Source organism: Aestuariivirga sp., assembly GCF_020252395.1.
Lineage (GTDB): Bacteria > Pseudomonadota > Alphaproteobacteria > Rhizobiales > Aestuariivirgaceae > Aestuariivirga.
The window spans coordinates 65,839-79,593 of sequence record NZ_JADCDB010000020.1 but is presented as its reverse complement, the minus strand read 5'-3'; the positions used below and the strand labels follow the sequence as shown (position 1 = coordinate 79,593).

The window sequence follows — 13,755 nt, the reverse complement described above, 5'->3', positions numbered from 1 at the left end:
CCCGCAGAATGGACGGCGGGCCTTGCCCCGGCCTGAAGAACACCGCCGACAGGCCCGCGCAAGCCGCGCACCCTAGCCAAAGGAAAGAACACCAGGCGTGAAGGACACGGCGCTCATGACCTTCGTCATCGGCATGGTCATCGTTTTTGGCTGCCTCCTCGGCGGCTTCGCGGCCATGGGGGGCCACATCGGCGTCCTCTGGCAACCCTTCGAATATGTGATCATCCTGGGTTCTGCCATCGGAACCTTCTTCGTCGCCAATTCGATGAAAGTGGTTAAGGACACCTTCAAGGGCATTATGGAAGCCATCAAGGAGGCAACGCCAAAACCGCGCGACTATCTCGACACGCTGGCTATTCTCTATGCGCTGATGCGGGAACTGCGGACCAAGACGCGAACCGAGATGGAAGTGCATGTCGACAACCCAGGCGAATCCGAGATCTTCAAAGCGTTCCCCAAGATCCTGGCCGAGAAGGACCTGACCAATTTCATCTGCGACTATTGCCGGCTCATCATCATCGGCAATGCCCGGACCCATGAAATCGAAGCGCTGATGGACGAGGAGATCCAGACCATCCAGCGCGACAAACTGAAGGTTTACCTGGCCCTGTCGGCGGTTGCCGATGCCCTCCCCGCGCTGGGCATCGTGGCCGCGGTGCTAGGCGTGATCAAGGCCATGGGCGCTCTCGACCAGCCGCCCGAAGTGCTGGGCCACCTGATCGGCGCGGCGCTGGTGGGCACATTTGCGGGCATCCTGTTTTCCTATGGCATCTTCGGCCCGCTCGCCACCAAAGTGAAATCGGTGCGCGAGAAGAAGGTGCGGCTCTATGTTATCATCAAGCAGACGCTGCTCGCCTTCATGAACGGGGCCATGCCGCAGGTGGCGCTGGAGCATGGCCGCAAGACCATCTCCGCCTATGAACGCCCCTCGATTTCGGAAGTTGAGCAGGAGACGATGAATTCCGGTTCGGCGGATGCCAAGGCCGCCTGAGATGAAGTCCCTCGACGCAAGCCTGTTCAGGAGCGCCCCGCGCATCGCGCTGGCGGATCTGCCGGGACTGGGGAAACTCACCGCGGGCATCGCCGACAGCCTGAACAGCGGGCTGATGGCATGGCGGCCCGGGCCATGGCGCGTGACGCCGGATGGCGTGAAGGAGGATGCACCCGCAGGCGCCAACGCCGAAGGCCGGCTGGTGCGCTTCGAATCCGAGCGCGGTTCGCTGACGGCGCTGCTGCTGCTGGACCGGGCGGCGACATCCGCGGTGATCGAAGTGGCCATGGGCGGGACGGGTGCGGAGCCGGCCTTCGAGATGTCAGACCGGCCACTCTCCAAGATCGAGCACGGCGTCCTGCGGCTGGTGCAGGCCACCCTCGCACGTCAGCTGGCGGCGTCGCTGGGGGATGTGCTGATGCGCCCATTCAGCCTGTTTGACGGCGAGCCGCCGGGGATCGAGGCGGGCACGGGCCTTGCGCAGTTGCGCTTTGTGCTGAATGTCTTCAGCTACAGCGGCGAGATATCCCTTTTCTTCAGCCGCGCCGAACTGGAGCGCGAACTCGACATGGCCGGCGCCGGTGCGGCGGCGGCCGCGGGCGCCATGCAGCAACGGATGCTGCAGCAGGAAGTGGGACGCTCGATGGTGAGCCTGGAGGTGACGCTTGGCCCCGAGATGCTGACGCTCGATGCCATTGCCGGATTGAGGCCCGGAAAACTGATCGCATTCAGCGCCACCGCCGGCAACCCGGTGACGCTGTGGAGCGGCGGTGTCGCGGCCTATGAGGCCACGCTCGGCCGCACGGGCGACAGATATGCCGTCACCATCACCACGGCACTCGCGTGACCACCTTCCCGCAAGCCGGACTTGCCACACTGCATGGCAGGACGATGCCTTCCAGGACGACAGGATGATGACCAGCTTCGGCGAGCAATTGCCAGACCTTGCAACTCCGGACCCGCAACCGCCGGACACCGAATCCGCAGTATCCTCGCTGCCGGGCGCGGTGCTGCGCATTCCGGTGTCCGTGCAGGTGGTGATCGGGTCGGCGCGGCTGCCGTTGTCGCAGGTGGCGAAGCTCGCCCCCGGCACGACGCTGACGCTGGACGAAAAGCTGGGCGCCCTGGCGCGCATGCTGGTAAACGGACGCGAGGTGGCGCGCGGCACCCTCTTCGTCGTCGACGAAAGTGAAGGCAGGCTGGGCCTCACCATTACCGAGGTCGCCGGACCGGCCGCCGATCCCTGAGGACAGCATGGAGATGCCGCTGCTTCCAGACCAAGCCCCGCTCTCCAGCCGTGGCGGCCGCGAGAAGGTGGCCATCCTGCTGCTTGCGCTGGGCGACAAGCTTGGAACGCAACTGCTGCAGAAGTTCGACGCCTCCGAGGTCAAGGCGATCATGAGTTCGGCGGCCTCCATCAGCCGCGTGGAGAAACAGGACCTTGACCTGCTGGTGGACGATTTTGCCGCCAATTTCGCGCGCGCCCTGGGGCTCGGGACGGATTTTGACGCAGTGAAGGGCATGGTCGAGCGGGCGTTTTCGCCCAGCGAGCTCTCCCGCATGCTGGGCGCACAGATCATGCAGTCGGGCGAGCCCGCCTGGCGCCGGTTCGAGAGCGGCATGGAGAACACACTCGTGCCCTATCTCCTCGACGAACATCCGCAGACCATTGCCTTCATCCTCTCGAAGCTCGATGGCGACTTCGCCTCGCGCTGCCTTTCGGTGCTGCCGGGCGACTTCCGCATCACGGTGGCGCGCCGCCTGCTGAAGGTGCAGCCGGTTGAGGACACCGTAACGAAGCTGGTGGAGCAGGTGCTGGAGGAGGACCTGCTGGCGCGCCAGGATGCCGGGCTCGAGGCTGAAGGACGCGGCCGTCTGGCGGCTATGCTGAACAAACTGGACCGCGAGAAGTCCGGCGAGATTCTGGCGGGCGTGGCCGCCTGGAAGCCGGAGGAGGCCGCCAAGCTCAAGCGATTGATCTTCTCCTTTGAGGATCTGGGCAAGCTCTCCCAGGAGGCGCGGCTGGCGCTGTTCGACAAGCTGCAGACCGACCGGGTGGTGCTGGCCCTGAGGGGCATGGACGCGGCGCTGAAGGAAGTGGCGCTGTCCTCGCTCGGCGCCCGTGCCCGCCGCATGGTCGAGGCCGAACTCGCCAGCGACAAGGGTGTCCGCACCAAGGAAGGCGATGCGGCACGTGCCGCCATCGTGGCGCAGGTGCTGGAGATGGTCCAGCGCGGCGACATCGAGCTGCCCAGCGACGAAGCGACTGCCGCCTGACCTCCCATGGCCGAGGAGGCAGACCGCGACAGCAAAACAGAAGATGCGACCGAGAAGCGCATCAGCGACGCGATCGACAAGGGCAACGTGCCGATGGCGCGCGAAGCGACCCTGTTCGGTTCGATCGCCGCAAGCCTCGGTGCCCTGCTGCTGCTGGGCGGCTGGATGCTGTCGCATCTGACGGAGGCGCTGCAGACCGCCCTCGCGGCTGCCGGCAGCATGCGCATCGACGACCGGGAGGCCGCAGCCTCCCATCTCGTGTCGCTGCTGCGCGACGCAGGCCTTCCGCTGCTGCCGGTGCTCGCCTTCATCGCCGCTGGCAGCATCCTGGCCTCACTGCTGCAGAACGTGCCCTCTGCCGCAGGCGACAGAGTCAGCCCCAAGCCTTCGCGCATCTCTCCACTTGCCGGCTGGAACCGGCTGTTCGGCCGCGCCGGTCTGGTCGAATTCCTTAAGGCCGCAGTGAAGCTTGCCGCCGTGTCGGTGATCCTGTGGCTGCTGTTCAGGCGCGATCTGCCGCAGTTCGTCACGGCGCTCGCCATGGACCCGGCGCTGCTGCCGGACCTGCTGCGCGACCTGGCGGCGGGCGCATTGCGGCCGCTGCTGGGGCTGGCGCTGCTGCTGGCCATCGCCGACGTGGTGTGGTCGCGCTACCGCTGGCGGCGCGACCTGCGCATGACCAAAGAGCAGGTGAAGGAGGAGATGAAGGAAGCCGAAGGCGATCCCTTCATCAAGGTGCGCATCCGCGGACTTGCCCGGCAGCGCACATCGCGGCGCATGCTGGAGAAACTGCCGGAGGCAAGCGTGGTGATCACCAATCCCACCCACTATGCCGTGGCGCTGCGCTACCGGCGGGAGGAGGGAGGAGCACCCGTGGTGGTGGCCAAGGGCGTTGACCACATGGCCCGCACCATCCGCGAGATCGCCACGGCGCACGAGGTTCCGCTCATCGAAAACCGGCCCCTGGCGCGAAGCCTCTACGACCAGGTGGAGATCGACGCGCAGATCCCGCCCGAATTCTACCGCGCAGTGGCGGAAATCATCCACTACCTCAACAGCACGGGGCGCCTGCCACGCCACACGATGGGCCGCTGACCGGGCAAGGCCTGGACAAGCTTCTCCGCCTATCACGAAAAGGCTCTATTCACGGAGACTCCGCGGTGTATCTCTTCGATCTCGCCTCGCGCCACATGACATGGCTTTCGGAACGTCAGGCCGTCACGGCGTCCAACATCGCCAATGCCGATACGCCGGGCTACCGCGCACAGGGCGTCGGATCCTTTTCGGCCTATCTCGACGGACCTTCGGTGCAGATGGCCGCCACCTCTCCGCTCCACATGATGCTGCCGCCGGATGAGGCACGCTCGGCGGGCCGCGATGCGGGGAAGAGCTGGGCCTCCAGCCACTCCGGCAACAATGTGTCGGTCGAACAGGAACTCATGACCGCCAGCTCCAGCAACCGAATGATGGGCATCGACGCCGGGCTGGTTCGCAGCTTCCATCGTATGCTGCTGGCCAGCGTGAAGGCCTGACCATGCTTGACCCCCTGCTCTCCGTGATGCGCACGGCCTCCTCCGGGCTGCAGAGCCAGTCGATGCGGCTGAAGGTCGTTTCCGAAAATCTTGCGAACATGGATTCGACCGGCACCACGCCGGGAGCCGATCCCTATCGCCGCAAGATGGTGACGTTCACGCAAACCCTCGACGAGGCGACGGGCGCGCAGATGGTGGGCATCGACCGCATCATCCGCGACCAGAAGCCGTTCAAGACCGAGTACGACCCGGGCCACCCCGCCGCCGACGCATCAGGTTACGTCAAGCGGCCAAACGTCGAGATGATGGTGGAGATGGCCGACATGCGGGAGGCCTCGCGCTCCTACGAAGCGAACCTGCAGATGATCAAGCAGGCCCGCGAGATGACAGCGCTGATGGTCGACCTGCTGAAGGGACAGTAAGCCGATGCTGAGCTTCAACACCGTGTCAAGTCTCCCCGAGCTCGGTCTGCGTCCGGCAGGCACCGGCCTGGCGCCAGCGCCGGCACAGCCCGCGGGAAGCGATTTTGCCAGCCTGCTCGGCCGCCTCGCCAGCGATACGGCCGTGAGCGTCCAGCAGGGCGAAGCGGCGGCGCTTGCCGGTATCCAGGGAAGCCTGCCGCTGCAGACAGTGGTGGACAGGGTGATGGCGGCCGAACGCACGCTGCAGGCGGCCCTTGCGGTTCGCGACAAGGCGGTGAGCGCCTACCAGGAAATCAGCCGGATGCAGATCTAGGAGCAGCAAGATGCGCGCACTATCAATCGCCGCCACGGGCATGTCCGCCCAGCAGCTCAACGTCGAGGTGATCGCCAACAACATCGCCAACATCAACACCACGGGCTACAAGCGGACCCGGGCGGAATTCACCGATCTCTTGTATCAGGTGGAGCGGGTGCAGGGCATTCCCGCCCAGACCGGCGACAACCTGGTTCCGGAAGGAGCGCAGCTGGGCCTCGGAACCAGGCTGTCCGCCATCCGGCTGCTCAACATCCAGGGACCGCTGGCCGAAACCGGCAACCAGCTTGACCTCGCCATCAATGGACCGGGCTGGTTCCAGGTGGCGAGTCCCAATGGCGAGACGCTCTATACCCGGGCCGGCGCCTTTAACATCAGCGCTGCGGGCCAGGTCGTGACCGGCGACGGATATCCGCTCGAACCCGCGCTGACCGTTCCCACTGGCACGACGGGCGTCGAGATCAACCAGACGGGCGAGGTCTTCGCACGCATCGAGGGCCAGGCCAACATGGTCTCGGTCGGGCAGGTCACGCTCGCCAACTTCACCAACCCGGCGGGCCTCAACGCGCTGGGCGGCAACCTCTTCCAGCCGACTGACGCCTCAGGGCCCGCTGTCACCGGTCTTCCGGGTGATCCGTCCTTCGGTAAGGTGCAGCAGGGCTATCTCGAGAATTCCAACGTCGACCCGGTGAAGGAAATCACCGAGCTCATCTCCGCCCAGCGCGCTTATGAGATGAACTCCAAGGTGATCCAGGCGGCCGACGACATGGCCGGCGTGGTGAGCAAGGGTATCCGCTGAGCCATGACGCTGTTCCGCCTTCTGGCCGCGGGGCTGGCCGTCTGTGCCGTAGCAGCCAGCGCCTGCGCGGCGGGCGACGGCACAACGGTTCGCGCCCTTCCGGTGCCGCGGGAAACCATGTTCCCAGGCGACGTGATCACCGCGGACCGGCTCACCGAACGCCAGTTCCAGACCACCGAGCAATCGGTTCGCGGGATCGCCACAAGCAGCAGCGAGGTGATCGGCAAGGAGACGCGCCGGCGCCTGGCGGCCGGAATGCCCATTGCCCTTGGCGGACTCGGAACGCCGATGGCGATCAGGCGGGGGGCCGCCGCCGTCGCTGTTTACAGCGGCGAAGGATTCTCGATCTCGACGTCCGTCATCGCACTTTCCGATGGAGCGGAAGGCGATGTGATCGACGCCCGCGCCCTCGAGACGGGCGCTGTCATAAAGGTGGAGGTTCTGCCGGGCGGCGAGCTGGCGGTGCTCGGCGAATGAGGCGCACCGTCCTTGCCATTGCGCTCCTTCTCTGCCTCGCCAGCGCGGCCAACGCCATGTCGCGCATCAAGGACATCACCGATGTCGATGGCATCCGTGACAACCAGCTCGTGGGTTATGGGCTGGTCATGGGGCTTGCCGGCACGGGCGATACGATGCGCGGTTCGCCCTTTACCGAACAGTCCGCCCGCTCGATGCTGCAGCGCCTGGGCGTGGCCGTTCCGCAGGGATCGATCAAGGCGCGCAACATGGCGGCGGTGATCGTCACTGCACGGTTGCCGCCATTCGTGTCCGCCGGCGAACGCGTCGACGTCAGCGTTTCCTCCATGGGAGACGCCACGTCACTGCGCGGCGGGACGCTGGTGATGACGCCGCTGTCCGCCGCCGACGGCAATGCCTATGCCGTGGCGCAGGGGGCAGTGTCGGTGAATGGCTTTCAGGCCAGCGGCGAAGCCGAGAAGCTTACGGAGGGAACCCCCACTGGTGGCCGCATTCCCGGCGGCGCGCTGATCGAGCGCGAACTCTCGGCTGATTTCAATGCCGTCGCCTCGCTGTCGCTCAAGATCAGGAATCCCGATTTCGCCACGGCCACGCGCATCACCGAGGTGATCAACCGGTTCGCCGTGAAGACCTATGGCCAGCGCATTGCCCAGGCCATGGATTTCCGCACCGTATCGATCGAACGCCCGAAGCGGACGACGGCCTCGCGGCTGATGGCGGCGGTGGGCGATCTCATGGTCGAAGCCGATTCGCCGGCGCGCGTGGTGATCGACGAGAAGACGGGAACCATCGTGATCGGCAGCAAGGTGCGGGTGTCCCCCGTCGCCATCGCCCATGGCACAATAACCATCCGCGTGACCGAGTCTCCGCAAGTGGTGCAGCCCGCGCCCTTCTCGGATGGCCGCACCGAGACCCAGCAATCCACCAACATCGATGCCGAGCAGAAGGGCGCCAAGGTGGCCATCCTGGCGGGGCCCAGCCTCGAGAAGCTGGTGCATGGCCTCAACCGCATCGGCCTCAAGCCCAATGGGATTATCGCCATTCTACAGGCCATCAAGACCGCGGGGGCGCTGCAGGCAGAGCTGGTGATCCAATGATGTGCATGCGCCCGGCCTGCGTCAGTCTTATCCTTACAGCACTGATCGCGCCGGCAGCGGCTGAGCAGCCGGCCGGCAGCCCGGATACGGCCGACCTCCGGAAGGTGGTCGAAGAATATTGCACCGCCGTTACCGACCTTGCGGCGGAACGGCGGGCCGCCCGCCAGGCAGCAGCGCTGCAGGAACTGCAGGCGACTGTAGATGCGCGGCTGACCCTTCTCGAGGACCGCGCGAAAGAACTGGCGGACCTCATCGCCAAACGCGATGCGCTGCGCAACCTCGCCCGCAAGGAGCTCGTCGACATTTATGCCGGCATGGACGCCGAAGCCGCCGCCGCGCAGATGGAAAGGCTCGATATGCGGCTGGCCTCTTCCGTGCTGCGCCAGCTGAAACCCCGGCAGGCAAGCGCCATCCTCGACGTGATGAAGCCCGAACTCGCGGCGCAGATGGCTCGCCTGATCGCCGTTGCAGCGGCAGACGGAAAATCCCCGCCATGACCTTGCGCGCCCGCTTCATCGCATTGGCTCTGGTCCTGCCCATGCTCGGCTGTTCGCCCGACCTTGAGGATTTCAACCGGGCGCCTCCCCTCTCCCCCGTGGGGAAGGGGCTGGGCGGGGCAGCGGGCGAGCGCTCGCTGGGCGAGGTGGAAACGCTCTCGGAAGCATCGAGCAGCTGGATCGGCGGCAGTGCCGACTACTTCCGCGACCCGCGGGCAAGCCGCACCGGCGACCTGCTTACCGTGCACATCGGAATCGACGACCGGGCCACCCTCAACAGCACATCCAACCGCAGCCGCAAGTCCTCGGCCGACGGCAAACTGGGCTTCAACCTGAACTGGATGGGCACATCCGAGGCCGATGTGAGCGGCAAGGCCAACGTCGACTCGAACACCAGCAGCGCCGGACAGGGCACCACCGCACGCTCCGAACGGATCGAACTGTCCGTGGCGGCCATGGTTACCCGGGTGATGCCCAACGGTTCGCTGCTGATCGAAGGAAGCCAGGAGGTGGAGGTGAATTTCGAGCAGCGCATTCTCCATGTTTCCGGGCTAGTCCGGCCGGTCGACATTTCGCCGGACAACTCGATTTCATACGAGAAGATTGCGGAAGCGCGTATCTCCTATGGCGGCCGGGGGCGGATCAGCGAGGTGCAGCAGCCGGGCTGGGGCCAGCAGATCTGGGACCGCGTGTCCCCGTTCTGAGAGGCGTGAACACAATGGCGGCAAGCGAGGGAAAGAGCGGGTTGATGGCGATGGCCATCGTCGTCCTTCTGCTGAGCCTGATGGGTGCGGGCACGGGCTTTGCCGTGGGCGTGCTGCTGCAACCCAGCAAGGACATTGGCAAGGACACGGCGAAACCGGCGAGCACCACGCCCGCGGCGGAGACTGGAAAACAGGCCCACTCCGAAGGGACAGCGGAAGGAAAGCCAGATGCCCCGGCGGAGGATGCGGGCGCTGAGGACGCCAGGGAAGAAACCTTTGATGCCGATGTGAAGATCATTCCGATCCCGCCGGTACTCACCACGCTTGCAGCCCCACAAGGGAAATGGATCCGCCTCGAAGCTTCGATACTGGCGAAATCCGGGGGCCAGAGGAGTCCTGAGCTTCTGGCCGAGCAGACGGGAGAGCAAGTGCTGGCCTATCTGCGCACCGTGCGGCTCGACCAGCTCGAGGGACCATCCGGACTGCTGACCCTGCGCGACGACCTGAACGAAACGGTGCGGAGCCTGTCGCAGGGCGAGGTCCGCGCGATACTGATCCATGGGCTGCTGGTGGAATGAGACTGTTCATCGCCGTTATCGCACTGATGCTTCTTGCCAGCCCCGCGGCCGCCCAGATGGCGGAGCTGGGGAAACTCATTCCCGCCGGCGATCCCAGCGTGGCCGGCCGCATTCTCCAGTATGTGGCGCTGCTGACGGTTCTGTCGCTCGCGCCTGGCCTCTTGATCATGGTCACCAGTTTCACACGCCTGGTCATCGCCTTCTCGTTCCTGCGCTCGGGGCTGGGGCTGCAGAGCACGCCGGCCAATCTCGTAATGGTGTCACTGGCCTTGTTCCTGACATTCTTCGTGATGGCGCCCGTCTTCGACAAGGCGAAGACCGAGGGCCTCGATCCCTATATGGCGGGCCAGATCGGCGAGGCCGAAGCCTATCAGCGCATCACCGGCCCTTTCCGAGATTTCATGAGCAAGAATGTGCGCGACAAGGACCTTGCGCTGTTCGAGTCCATGGCCCGGGAGCGCAACATTGCCTTATCAGCGGATGGCGAGATCGATCTCCGCATCCTTGTTCCGGCCTTCATGATCTCGGAACTGCGGCGGGGTTTCGAGATCGGCTTCCTGATTGCCCTTCCGTTTCTGGTGATCGACCTGATCGTCTCGATGCTCACCATGTCGATGGGCATGATGATGCTTCCCCCTACGGTCATCTCGCTGCCATTTAAGGTCTTGTTCTTCGTGCTGATCGACGGCTGGCATTTGCTGGCGGGAAGTCTCGTTAATTCCTTCATCACCCCTTAACCGCTTCCCTTAGCCGCACAGTAGCAAGTTTCCCGTAGTTTCGCGGCTGACGGGGAGGGCTGCCCCCTCTGGCATGACGCGATCCCGTCCCTCCGGCTCCGCCCCGGAATGTTCTCATGTTTGTGAACACGGGTAAGGGGACATTTTCACCTATGACCAGCATCATGACCAACCAGTCCGCAATGACTGCGTTGCAGAGCCTGACCAATACCAACAAGCACCTCAGCCAGACGCAGAACCGCATTTCCACCGGCTACCGCGTCAGCAGCGCCGAGGACAACGCCGCCTACTGGTCGATCGCCACCACCATGAAGTCGGACCGCGGTGCGCTGTCGACCGTGAAGGATGCGCTGGGCCTCGGCGCCGCCACCATTGATGTCGCCTACACCGGCATGAACAGCGCCATCGATGTGACCAAGGAAATCAAGAACAAGCTCGTGGCCGCCCGTCAGCCTGGCATCGATCGCGGCAAGGTGCAGTCGGAAATCAAGGAACTGCAGAACCAGCTGAAGAGCATCGGCGATTCCTCGGTGTTCTCCGGCGAGAACTGGCTGTCGGTCGATTCCGGCGCTGCCTCCTACAATGGCACCAAGACGATGATCGCTTCCTTCTCCCGCAGCGGCGGCAACGTCGCGGTGGGAACCATCTCCATCGACGTCAGCAGCGTCAAGCTCTATGACGCCAACGACCAGTCCGGCATCCTCGACAAGGAGGACACCACGGCAAACGGCAACGTGAACTACGCAGTGTCCGATCTCGACATCTCGGGATTCAAGGACACAAACAACGACCTTCAGGATCTTGAGCAGATGATCGGCTATGTCGACAGCGCCATCGGCTCGATGACCACAGCCGCCAGCAACCTCGGCGCGATCAAGCAGCGCACCAAGACGCAATCCGACTTCGTGTCCGCGCTGATGACGGCGATCGACACGGGCGTCGGCGCCCTGGTCGATGCCGACATGAACGAGGAGTCGACCAGGCTGCAGGCCCTGCAGGTGCAGCAGCAGCTCGGCATCCAGGCGCTCAGCATCGCCAACCAGAACAGCCAGACCGTGCTCTCGCTGTTCCGCTAGAGCTCTCGCCGCTCCGGCAGCGCGGCCCGTGCTTCGGCACCGGCCGCGCTTTTTTTTATGGCTTAAGGGAATGGAAACCGCGGGCGTTTACCTTAACGGGCTGTGACGGAAGCGGCTAAAATCCGCTCAGGCATCATGCCCTTTCCCGTCGTCCCGGAACCCAGCTCCGGATGTCCCCTCGTCAGTATCGTGTTCCAAGGGACAAGTGCTTCATGGCCAGCATCATGACCAACGCCTCCGCAATGACGGCGTTGCAGAGCCTCAACTCCACCAACAAGCAGCTTTCCATCACCCAGGCCCGCATTTCCACGGGCTTCCGCGTGGCGGCGGCCGAAGACAACGCCGCCTACTGGTCGATCGCCACCACCATGCGGTCGGACAATGGCGCGCTCTCCACCGTAAAGGATGCGCTGGGCCTCGGCGCTGCCACCATCGACGTCGCCTATACAGGCACAAACAAGGCGATCGACGTGACCAAGGAGATCAAGAACAAGCTGGTCGCCGCGCGCCAGCCGGGAGTCGACCGCGCCAAGGTGCAGTCGGAAATCGCCGAGCTTCAGAACCAGCTCAAGAGCATCGCCGAATCGTCCGTGTTCTCGGGCGAGAATTGGCTTTCCGTCGACTCGAGTCAGGCGACTTACAACGCCACCAAGACCATCGTCGCGTCATTCTCGCGAGCGGGCGGACAGGTGTCGATTGGAACGATCTCGTTGGACATCACGAAGACCGAACTGATCGATGCCAATGATCAGTCCGGCATTCTCGACACGCAGGACACGACGGCGAACGGGAACGTCAACTACTCGATTCTGTCTCTCGACATTTCCGTGGTCACCGACACGGACAACGACCTCGAGGACCTCGAGCAGATGATCTCCTTCGTCGATGGCGGCATCGGCAAGATGACCACGGCGGCGAGCAGTCTCGGCGCGGTGAAGCAGCGCACGAACATGCAGAAGGACTTCGTCAACTCGCTGATGGACGCGATCACCAGCGGCATCGGCACGCTGGTCGACGCGGACATGAACGAGGAGTCCACGAGGCTGCAGGCCCTGCAGGTTCAGCAGCAGCTGGGTGTTCAGTCACTCAGCATCGCCAACCAGAACAGTCAGCAGATCCTGTCTCTGTTCAGGGGCTAAGTGTGCGGCGCCGTCCGGGTGGCTTGATCCGGGCGGTGCACCCCATTAACCAATCGCTAACCATAAGCAGATTATGAGAAGTATGGCGGGGCTGCCGTTCTGTGGCAGCTGGGCATGATGCCACCACCGCTGGCCGGCCCGGTTCCGGAATGTTTTCTCTCATCGACTCCGCTTAGGGACATCCGCGATGGCCAGCATCCTGACCAATGGCTCTGCAATGACCGCATTGCAGAATCTGACGGCGACAATCCGCAAACTCGACGAGACGCAAACCCGCATCTCGACCGGCTTGCGCGTCGGCAAGGCGGAAGACAATGCGGCCTACTGGTCGATAGCCACCACTATGCGCTCCGACAACGGCGCGCTCTCGACCGTGAAGGATGCGCTGGGCCTCGGCTCCGCGACGATCGACGTCGCCTATACCGGCGTCAACAGCGCCATCGATGCGGTTAAGGACATCAAGAACAAGCTTGTCGCCGCGCGCCAGCCGGGCGTGGACCGCTCCAAGATCCAGTCGGAAATCACCGAACTTCAACGCCAACTCACCTCAATCGGCAGCACCTCGGTGTTCAGCGGCGAAAACTGGATTTCGGTCGATTCCTCCTCCCCCGACTATACCGCCACCAAGACCATCGTCGCCTCTTTCTCGCGGGCCGCGTCGGGAATCGCCATCGGGACCATCTCGATCGATGTGGCGAACATCAAGCTCTACGATGCCGCTGACCAGTCCGGCATTCTCGATTCCGCGGATACGACGGTCAACGGCGGGGTGGCGTATTCCGTCGCAACCCTCGACATCTCGACCCTCAACAACAGCGACAATGACGTCCAGGACCTCGAGCAGATGATCTCCTGGGTCGACTCCGCCATCTCCAAGATGACCAACTCGGCTGCAAATCTCGGCGCCGTGAAGCAGCGCGTGAACCTTCAGAAGGACTTCGTGAACTCGCTGATGGATGCCATCACGCGTGGCGTCGGGGCTCTGATCGACGCCGACATGAACGAGGAGTCGACGAAGCTTCAGGCACTCCAGGTTCAGCAGCAGCTGGGCGTGCAGTCGCTCAGCATCGCCAACCAGAACAGCCAGAACATCCTCTCGCTGTTCAAGGGCTGATC

The 13,755-nt window shown here is 64.1% G+C and carries 18 protein-coding genes; all 18 read left to right on the top strand.

Annotation, left to right across the window (positions count from 1 at the left end):
* The first annotated feature begins 115 nt into the window (after nucleotides 1–115).
* On the top strand, nucleotides 116–991 hold the full coding sequence (gene motA / locus IOC82_RS10395; protein WP_290546114.1) for a flagellar motor stator protein MotA: 876 nt from the start codon (nucleotides 116–118) through the stop codon (nucleotides 989–991).
* 1 nt (nucleotide 992) lies between these two features.
* Entirely contained in the window at nucleotides 993–1,838 is an 846-nt protein-coding gene (locus IOC82_RS10390; RefSeq protein ID WP_290546113.1) for a FliM/FliN family flagellar motor switch protein, read from the top strand.
* Nucleotides 1,839–1,902: 64 nt separating this feature from the next.
* Nucleotides 1,903–2,238: a FliM/FliN family flagellar motor switch protein gene (locus IOC82_RS10385; protein ID WP_290546112.1), complete on the top strand. Its 336-nt coding sequence runs from the start codon at nucleotides 1,903–1,905 to the stop codon at nucleotides 2,236–2,238.
* Between the two features lie 13 nt (nucleotides 2,239–2,251).
* Complete coding sequence (locus IOC82_RS10380; RefSeq protein ID WP_290546111.1) at nucleotides 2,252–3,268, top strand: FliG C-terminal domain-containing protein; 1,017 nt, start codon at nucleotides 2,252–2,254, stop codon at nucleotides 3,266–3,268.
* Nucleotides 3,269–3,274: 6 nt separating this feature from the next.
* Complete coding sequence (locus tag IOC82_RS10375) at nucleotides 3,275–4,363, top strand: flagellar type III secretion system protein FlhB (protein WP_290546110.1); 1,089 nt, start codon at nucleotides 3,275–3,277, stop codon at nucleotides 4,361–4,363.
* Between the two features lie 65 nt (nucleotides 4,364–4,428).
* Nucleotides 4,429–4,800: a flagellar basal body protein gene (locus IOC82_RS10370; protein WP_290546109.1), complete on the top strand. Its 372-nt coding sequence runs from the start codon at nucleotides 4,429–4,431 to the stop codon at nucleotides 4,798–4,800.
* A 2-nt stretch (nucleotides 4,801–4,802) separates the two neighbouring features.
* Nucleotides 4,803–5,222 (top strand): flagellar basal body rod protein FlgC, encoded by a 420-nt coding sequence (flgC, locus tag IOC82_RS10365; RefSeq protein ID WP_290546108.1) that lies wholly within the window; start codon nucleotides 4,803–4,805, stop codon nucleotides 5,220–5,222.
* Between the two features lie 4 nt (nucleotides 5,223–5,226).
* Nucleotides 5,227–5,535, top strand: a complete 309-nt coding sequence (locus tag IOC82_RS10360; RefSeq protein WP_290546107.1) for a flagellar hook-basal body complex protein FliE — start codon at nucleotides 5,227–5,229, stop codon at nucleotides 5,533–5,535.
* 10 nt (nucleotides 5,536–5,545) lie between these two features.
* Nucleotides 5,546–6,334 (top strand): flagellar basal-body rod protein FlgG, encoded by a 789-nt coding sequence (gene flgG / locus IOC82_RS10355; RefSeq protein ID WP_290546106.1) that lies wholly within the window; start codon nucleotides 5,546–5,548, stop codon nucleotides 6,332–6,334.
* Nucleotides 6,335–6,337: 3 nt separating this feature from the next.
* Complete coding sequence (gene flgA, locus IOC82_RS10350; protein ID WP_290546105.1) at nucleotides 6,338–6,811, top strand: flagellar basal body P-ring formation chaperone FlgA; 474 nt, start codon at nucleotides 6,338–6,340, stop codon at nucleotides 6,809–6,811.
* A 56-nt stretch (nucleotides 6,812–6,867) separates the two neighbouring features.
* Nucleotides 6,868–7,908 (top strand): flagellar basal body P-ring protein FlgI, encoded by a 1,041-nt coding sequence (locus tag IOC82_RS10345; RefSeq protein WP_290546162.1) that lies wholly within the window; start codon nucleotides 6,868–6,870, stop codon nucleotides 7,906–7,908.
* Between the two features lie 5 nt (nucleotides 7,909–7,913).
* The gene (locus IOC82_RS10340) at nucleotides 7,914–8,405 is read left to right on the top strand and encodes a hypothetical protein (protein WP_290546104.1); all 492 of its coding nucleotides are present in this window, start codon (nucleotides 7,914–7,916) and stop codon (nucleotides 8,403–8,405) included.
* Nucleotides 8,402–9,109, top strand: coding sequence for a flagellar basal body L-ring protein FlgH (locus IOC82_RS10335; RefSeq protein ID WP_290546103.1), 708 nt, complete (start codon nucleotides 8,402–8,404; stop codon nucleotides 9,107–9,109). The genes IOC82_RS10340 and IOC82_RS10335 overlap by 4 nt, the downstream gene beginning before the upstream one ends.
* A 44-nt stretch (nucleotides 9,110–9,153) precedes the next feature.
* Complete coding sequence (locus IOC82_RS10330; RefSeq protein WP_290546102.1) at nucleotides 9,154–9,687, top strand: flagellar basal body-associated FliL family protein; 534 nt, start codon at nucleotides 9,154–9,156, stop codon at nucleotides 9,685–9,687.
* Entirely contained in the window at nucleotides 9,684–10,424 is a 741-nt protein-coding gene (fliP, locus tag IOC82_RS10325; protein WP_290546101.1) for a flagellar type III secretion system pore protein FliP, read from the top strand. Before IOC82_RS10330 ends, fliP begins: the two co-directional genes overlap by 4 nt.
* A gap of 152 nt (nucleotides 10,425–10,576) precedes the next feature.
* On the top strand, nucleotides 10,577–11,500 hold the full coding sequence (locus tag IOC82_RS10320; protein WP_290546100.1) for a flagellin: 924 nt from the start codon (nucleotides 10,577–10,579) through the stop codon (nucleotides 11,498–11,500).
* Between the two features lie 212 nt (nucleotides 11,501–11,712).
* The gene (locus IOC82_RS10315; protein ID WP_290546099.1) at nucleotides 11,713–12,639 is read left to right on the top strand and encodes a flagellin; all 927 of its coding nucleotides are present in this window, start codon (nucleotides 11,713–11,715) and stop codon (nucleotides 12,637–12,639) included.
* A gap of 187 nt (nucleotides 12,640–12,826) precedes the next feature.
* On the top strand, nucleotides 12,827–13,753 hold the full coding sequence (locus tag IOC82_RS10310; RefSeq protein ID WP_290546098.1) for a flagellin: 927 nt from the start codon (nucleotides 12,827–12,829) through the stop codon (nucleotides 13,751–13,753).
* Nucleotides 13,754–13,755 lie beyond the last annotated feature (2 nt).

Bases quoted from the DNA above. Each gene is read 5' to 3' on its own strand.
- motA (WP_290546114.1), top strand. From the start codon at position 116: ATGACCTTCGTCATCGGCATGGTCATCGTTTTTGGCTGCCTCCTCGGC.
- IOC82_RS10390 (WP_290546113.1), top strand. From the start codon at position 993: ATGAAGTCCCTCGACGCAAGCCTGTTCAGGAGCGCCCCGCGCATCGCG.
- IOC82_RS10385 (WP_290546112.1), top strand. From the start codon at position 1,903: ATGATGACCAGCTTCGGCGAGCAATTGCCAGACCTTGCAACTCCGGAC.
- IOC82_RS10380 (WP_290546111.1), top strand. From the start codon at position 2,252: ATGCCGCTGCTTCCAGACCAAGCCCCGCTCTCCAGCCGTGGCGGCCGC.
- IOC82_RS10375 (WP_290546110.1), top strand. From the start codon at position 3,275: ATGGCCGAGGAGGCAGACCGCGACAGCAAAACAGAAGATGCGACCGAG.
- flgC (WP_290546108.1), top strand. From the start codon at position 4,803: ATGCTTGACCCCCTGCTCTCCGTGATGCGCACGGCCTCCTCCGGGCTG.
- IOC82_RS10360 (WP_290546107.1), top strand. From the start codon at position 5,227: ATGCTGAGCTTCAACACCGTGTCAAGTCTCCCCGAGCTCGGTCTGCGT.
- flgG (WP_290546106.1), top strand. From the start codon at position 5,546: ATGCGCGCACTATCAATCGCCGCCACGGGCATGTCCGCCCAGCAGCTC.
- flgA (WP_290546105.1), top strand. From the start codon at position 6,338: ATGACGCTGTTCCGCCTTCTGGCCGCGGGGCTGGCCGTCTGTGCCGTA.
- IOC82_RS10345 (WP_290546162.1), top strand. From the start codon at position 6,868: ATGTCGCGCATCAAGGACATCACCGATGTCGATGGCATCCGTGACAAC.
- IOC82_RS10340 (WP_290546104.1), top strand. From the start codon at position 7,914: ATGCGCCCGGCCTGCGTCAGTCTTATCCTTACAGCACTGATCGCGCCG.
- IOC82_RS10335 (WP_290546103.1), top strand. From the start codon at position 8,402: ATGACCTTGCGCGCCCGCTTCATCGCATTGGCTCTGGTCCTGCCCATG.
- IOC82_RS10330 (WP_290546102.1), top strand. From the start codon at position 9,154: ATGGCGATGGCCATCGTCGTCCTTCTGCTGAGCCTGATGGGTGCGGGC.
- fliP (WP_290546101.1), top strand. From the start codon at position 9,684: ATGAGACTGTTCATCGCCGTTATCGCACTGATGCTTCTTGCCAGCCCC.
- IOC82_RS10320 (WP_290546100.1), top strand. From the start codon at position 10,577: ATGACCAGCATCATGACCAACCAGTCCGCAATGACTGCGTTGCAGAGC.
- IOC82_RS10315 (WP_290546099.1), top strand. From the start codon at position 11,713: ATGGCCAGCATCATGACCAACGCCTCCGCAATGACGGCGTTGCAGAGC.
- IOC82_RS10310 (WP_290546098.1), top strand. From the start codon at position 12,827: ATGGCCAGCATCCTGACCAATGGCTCTGCAATGACCGCATTGCAGAAT.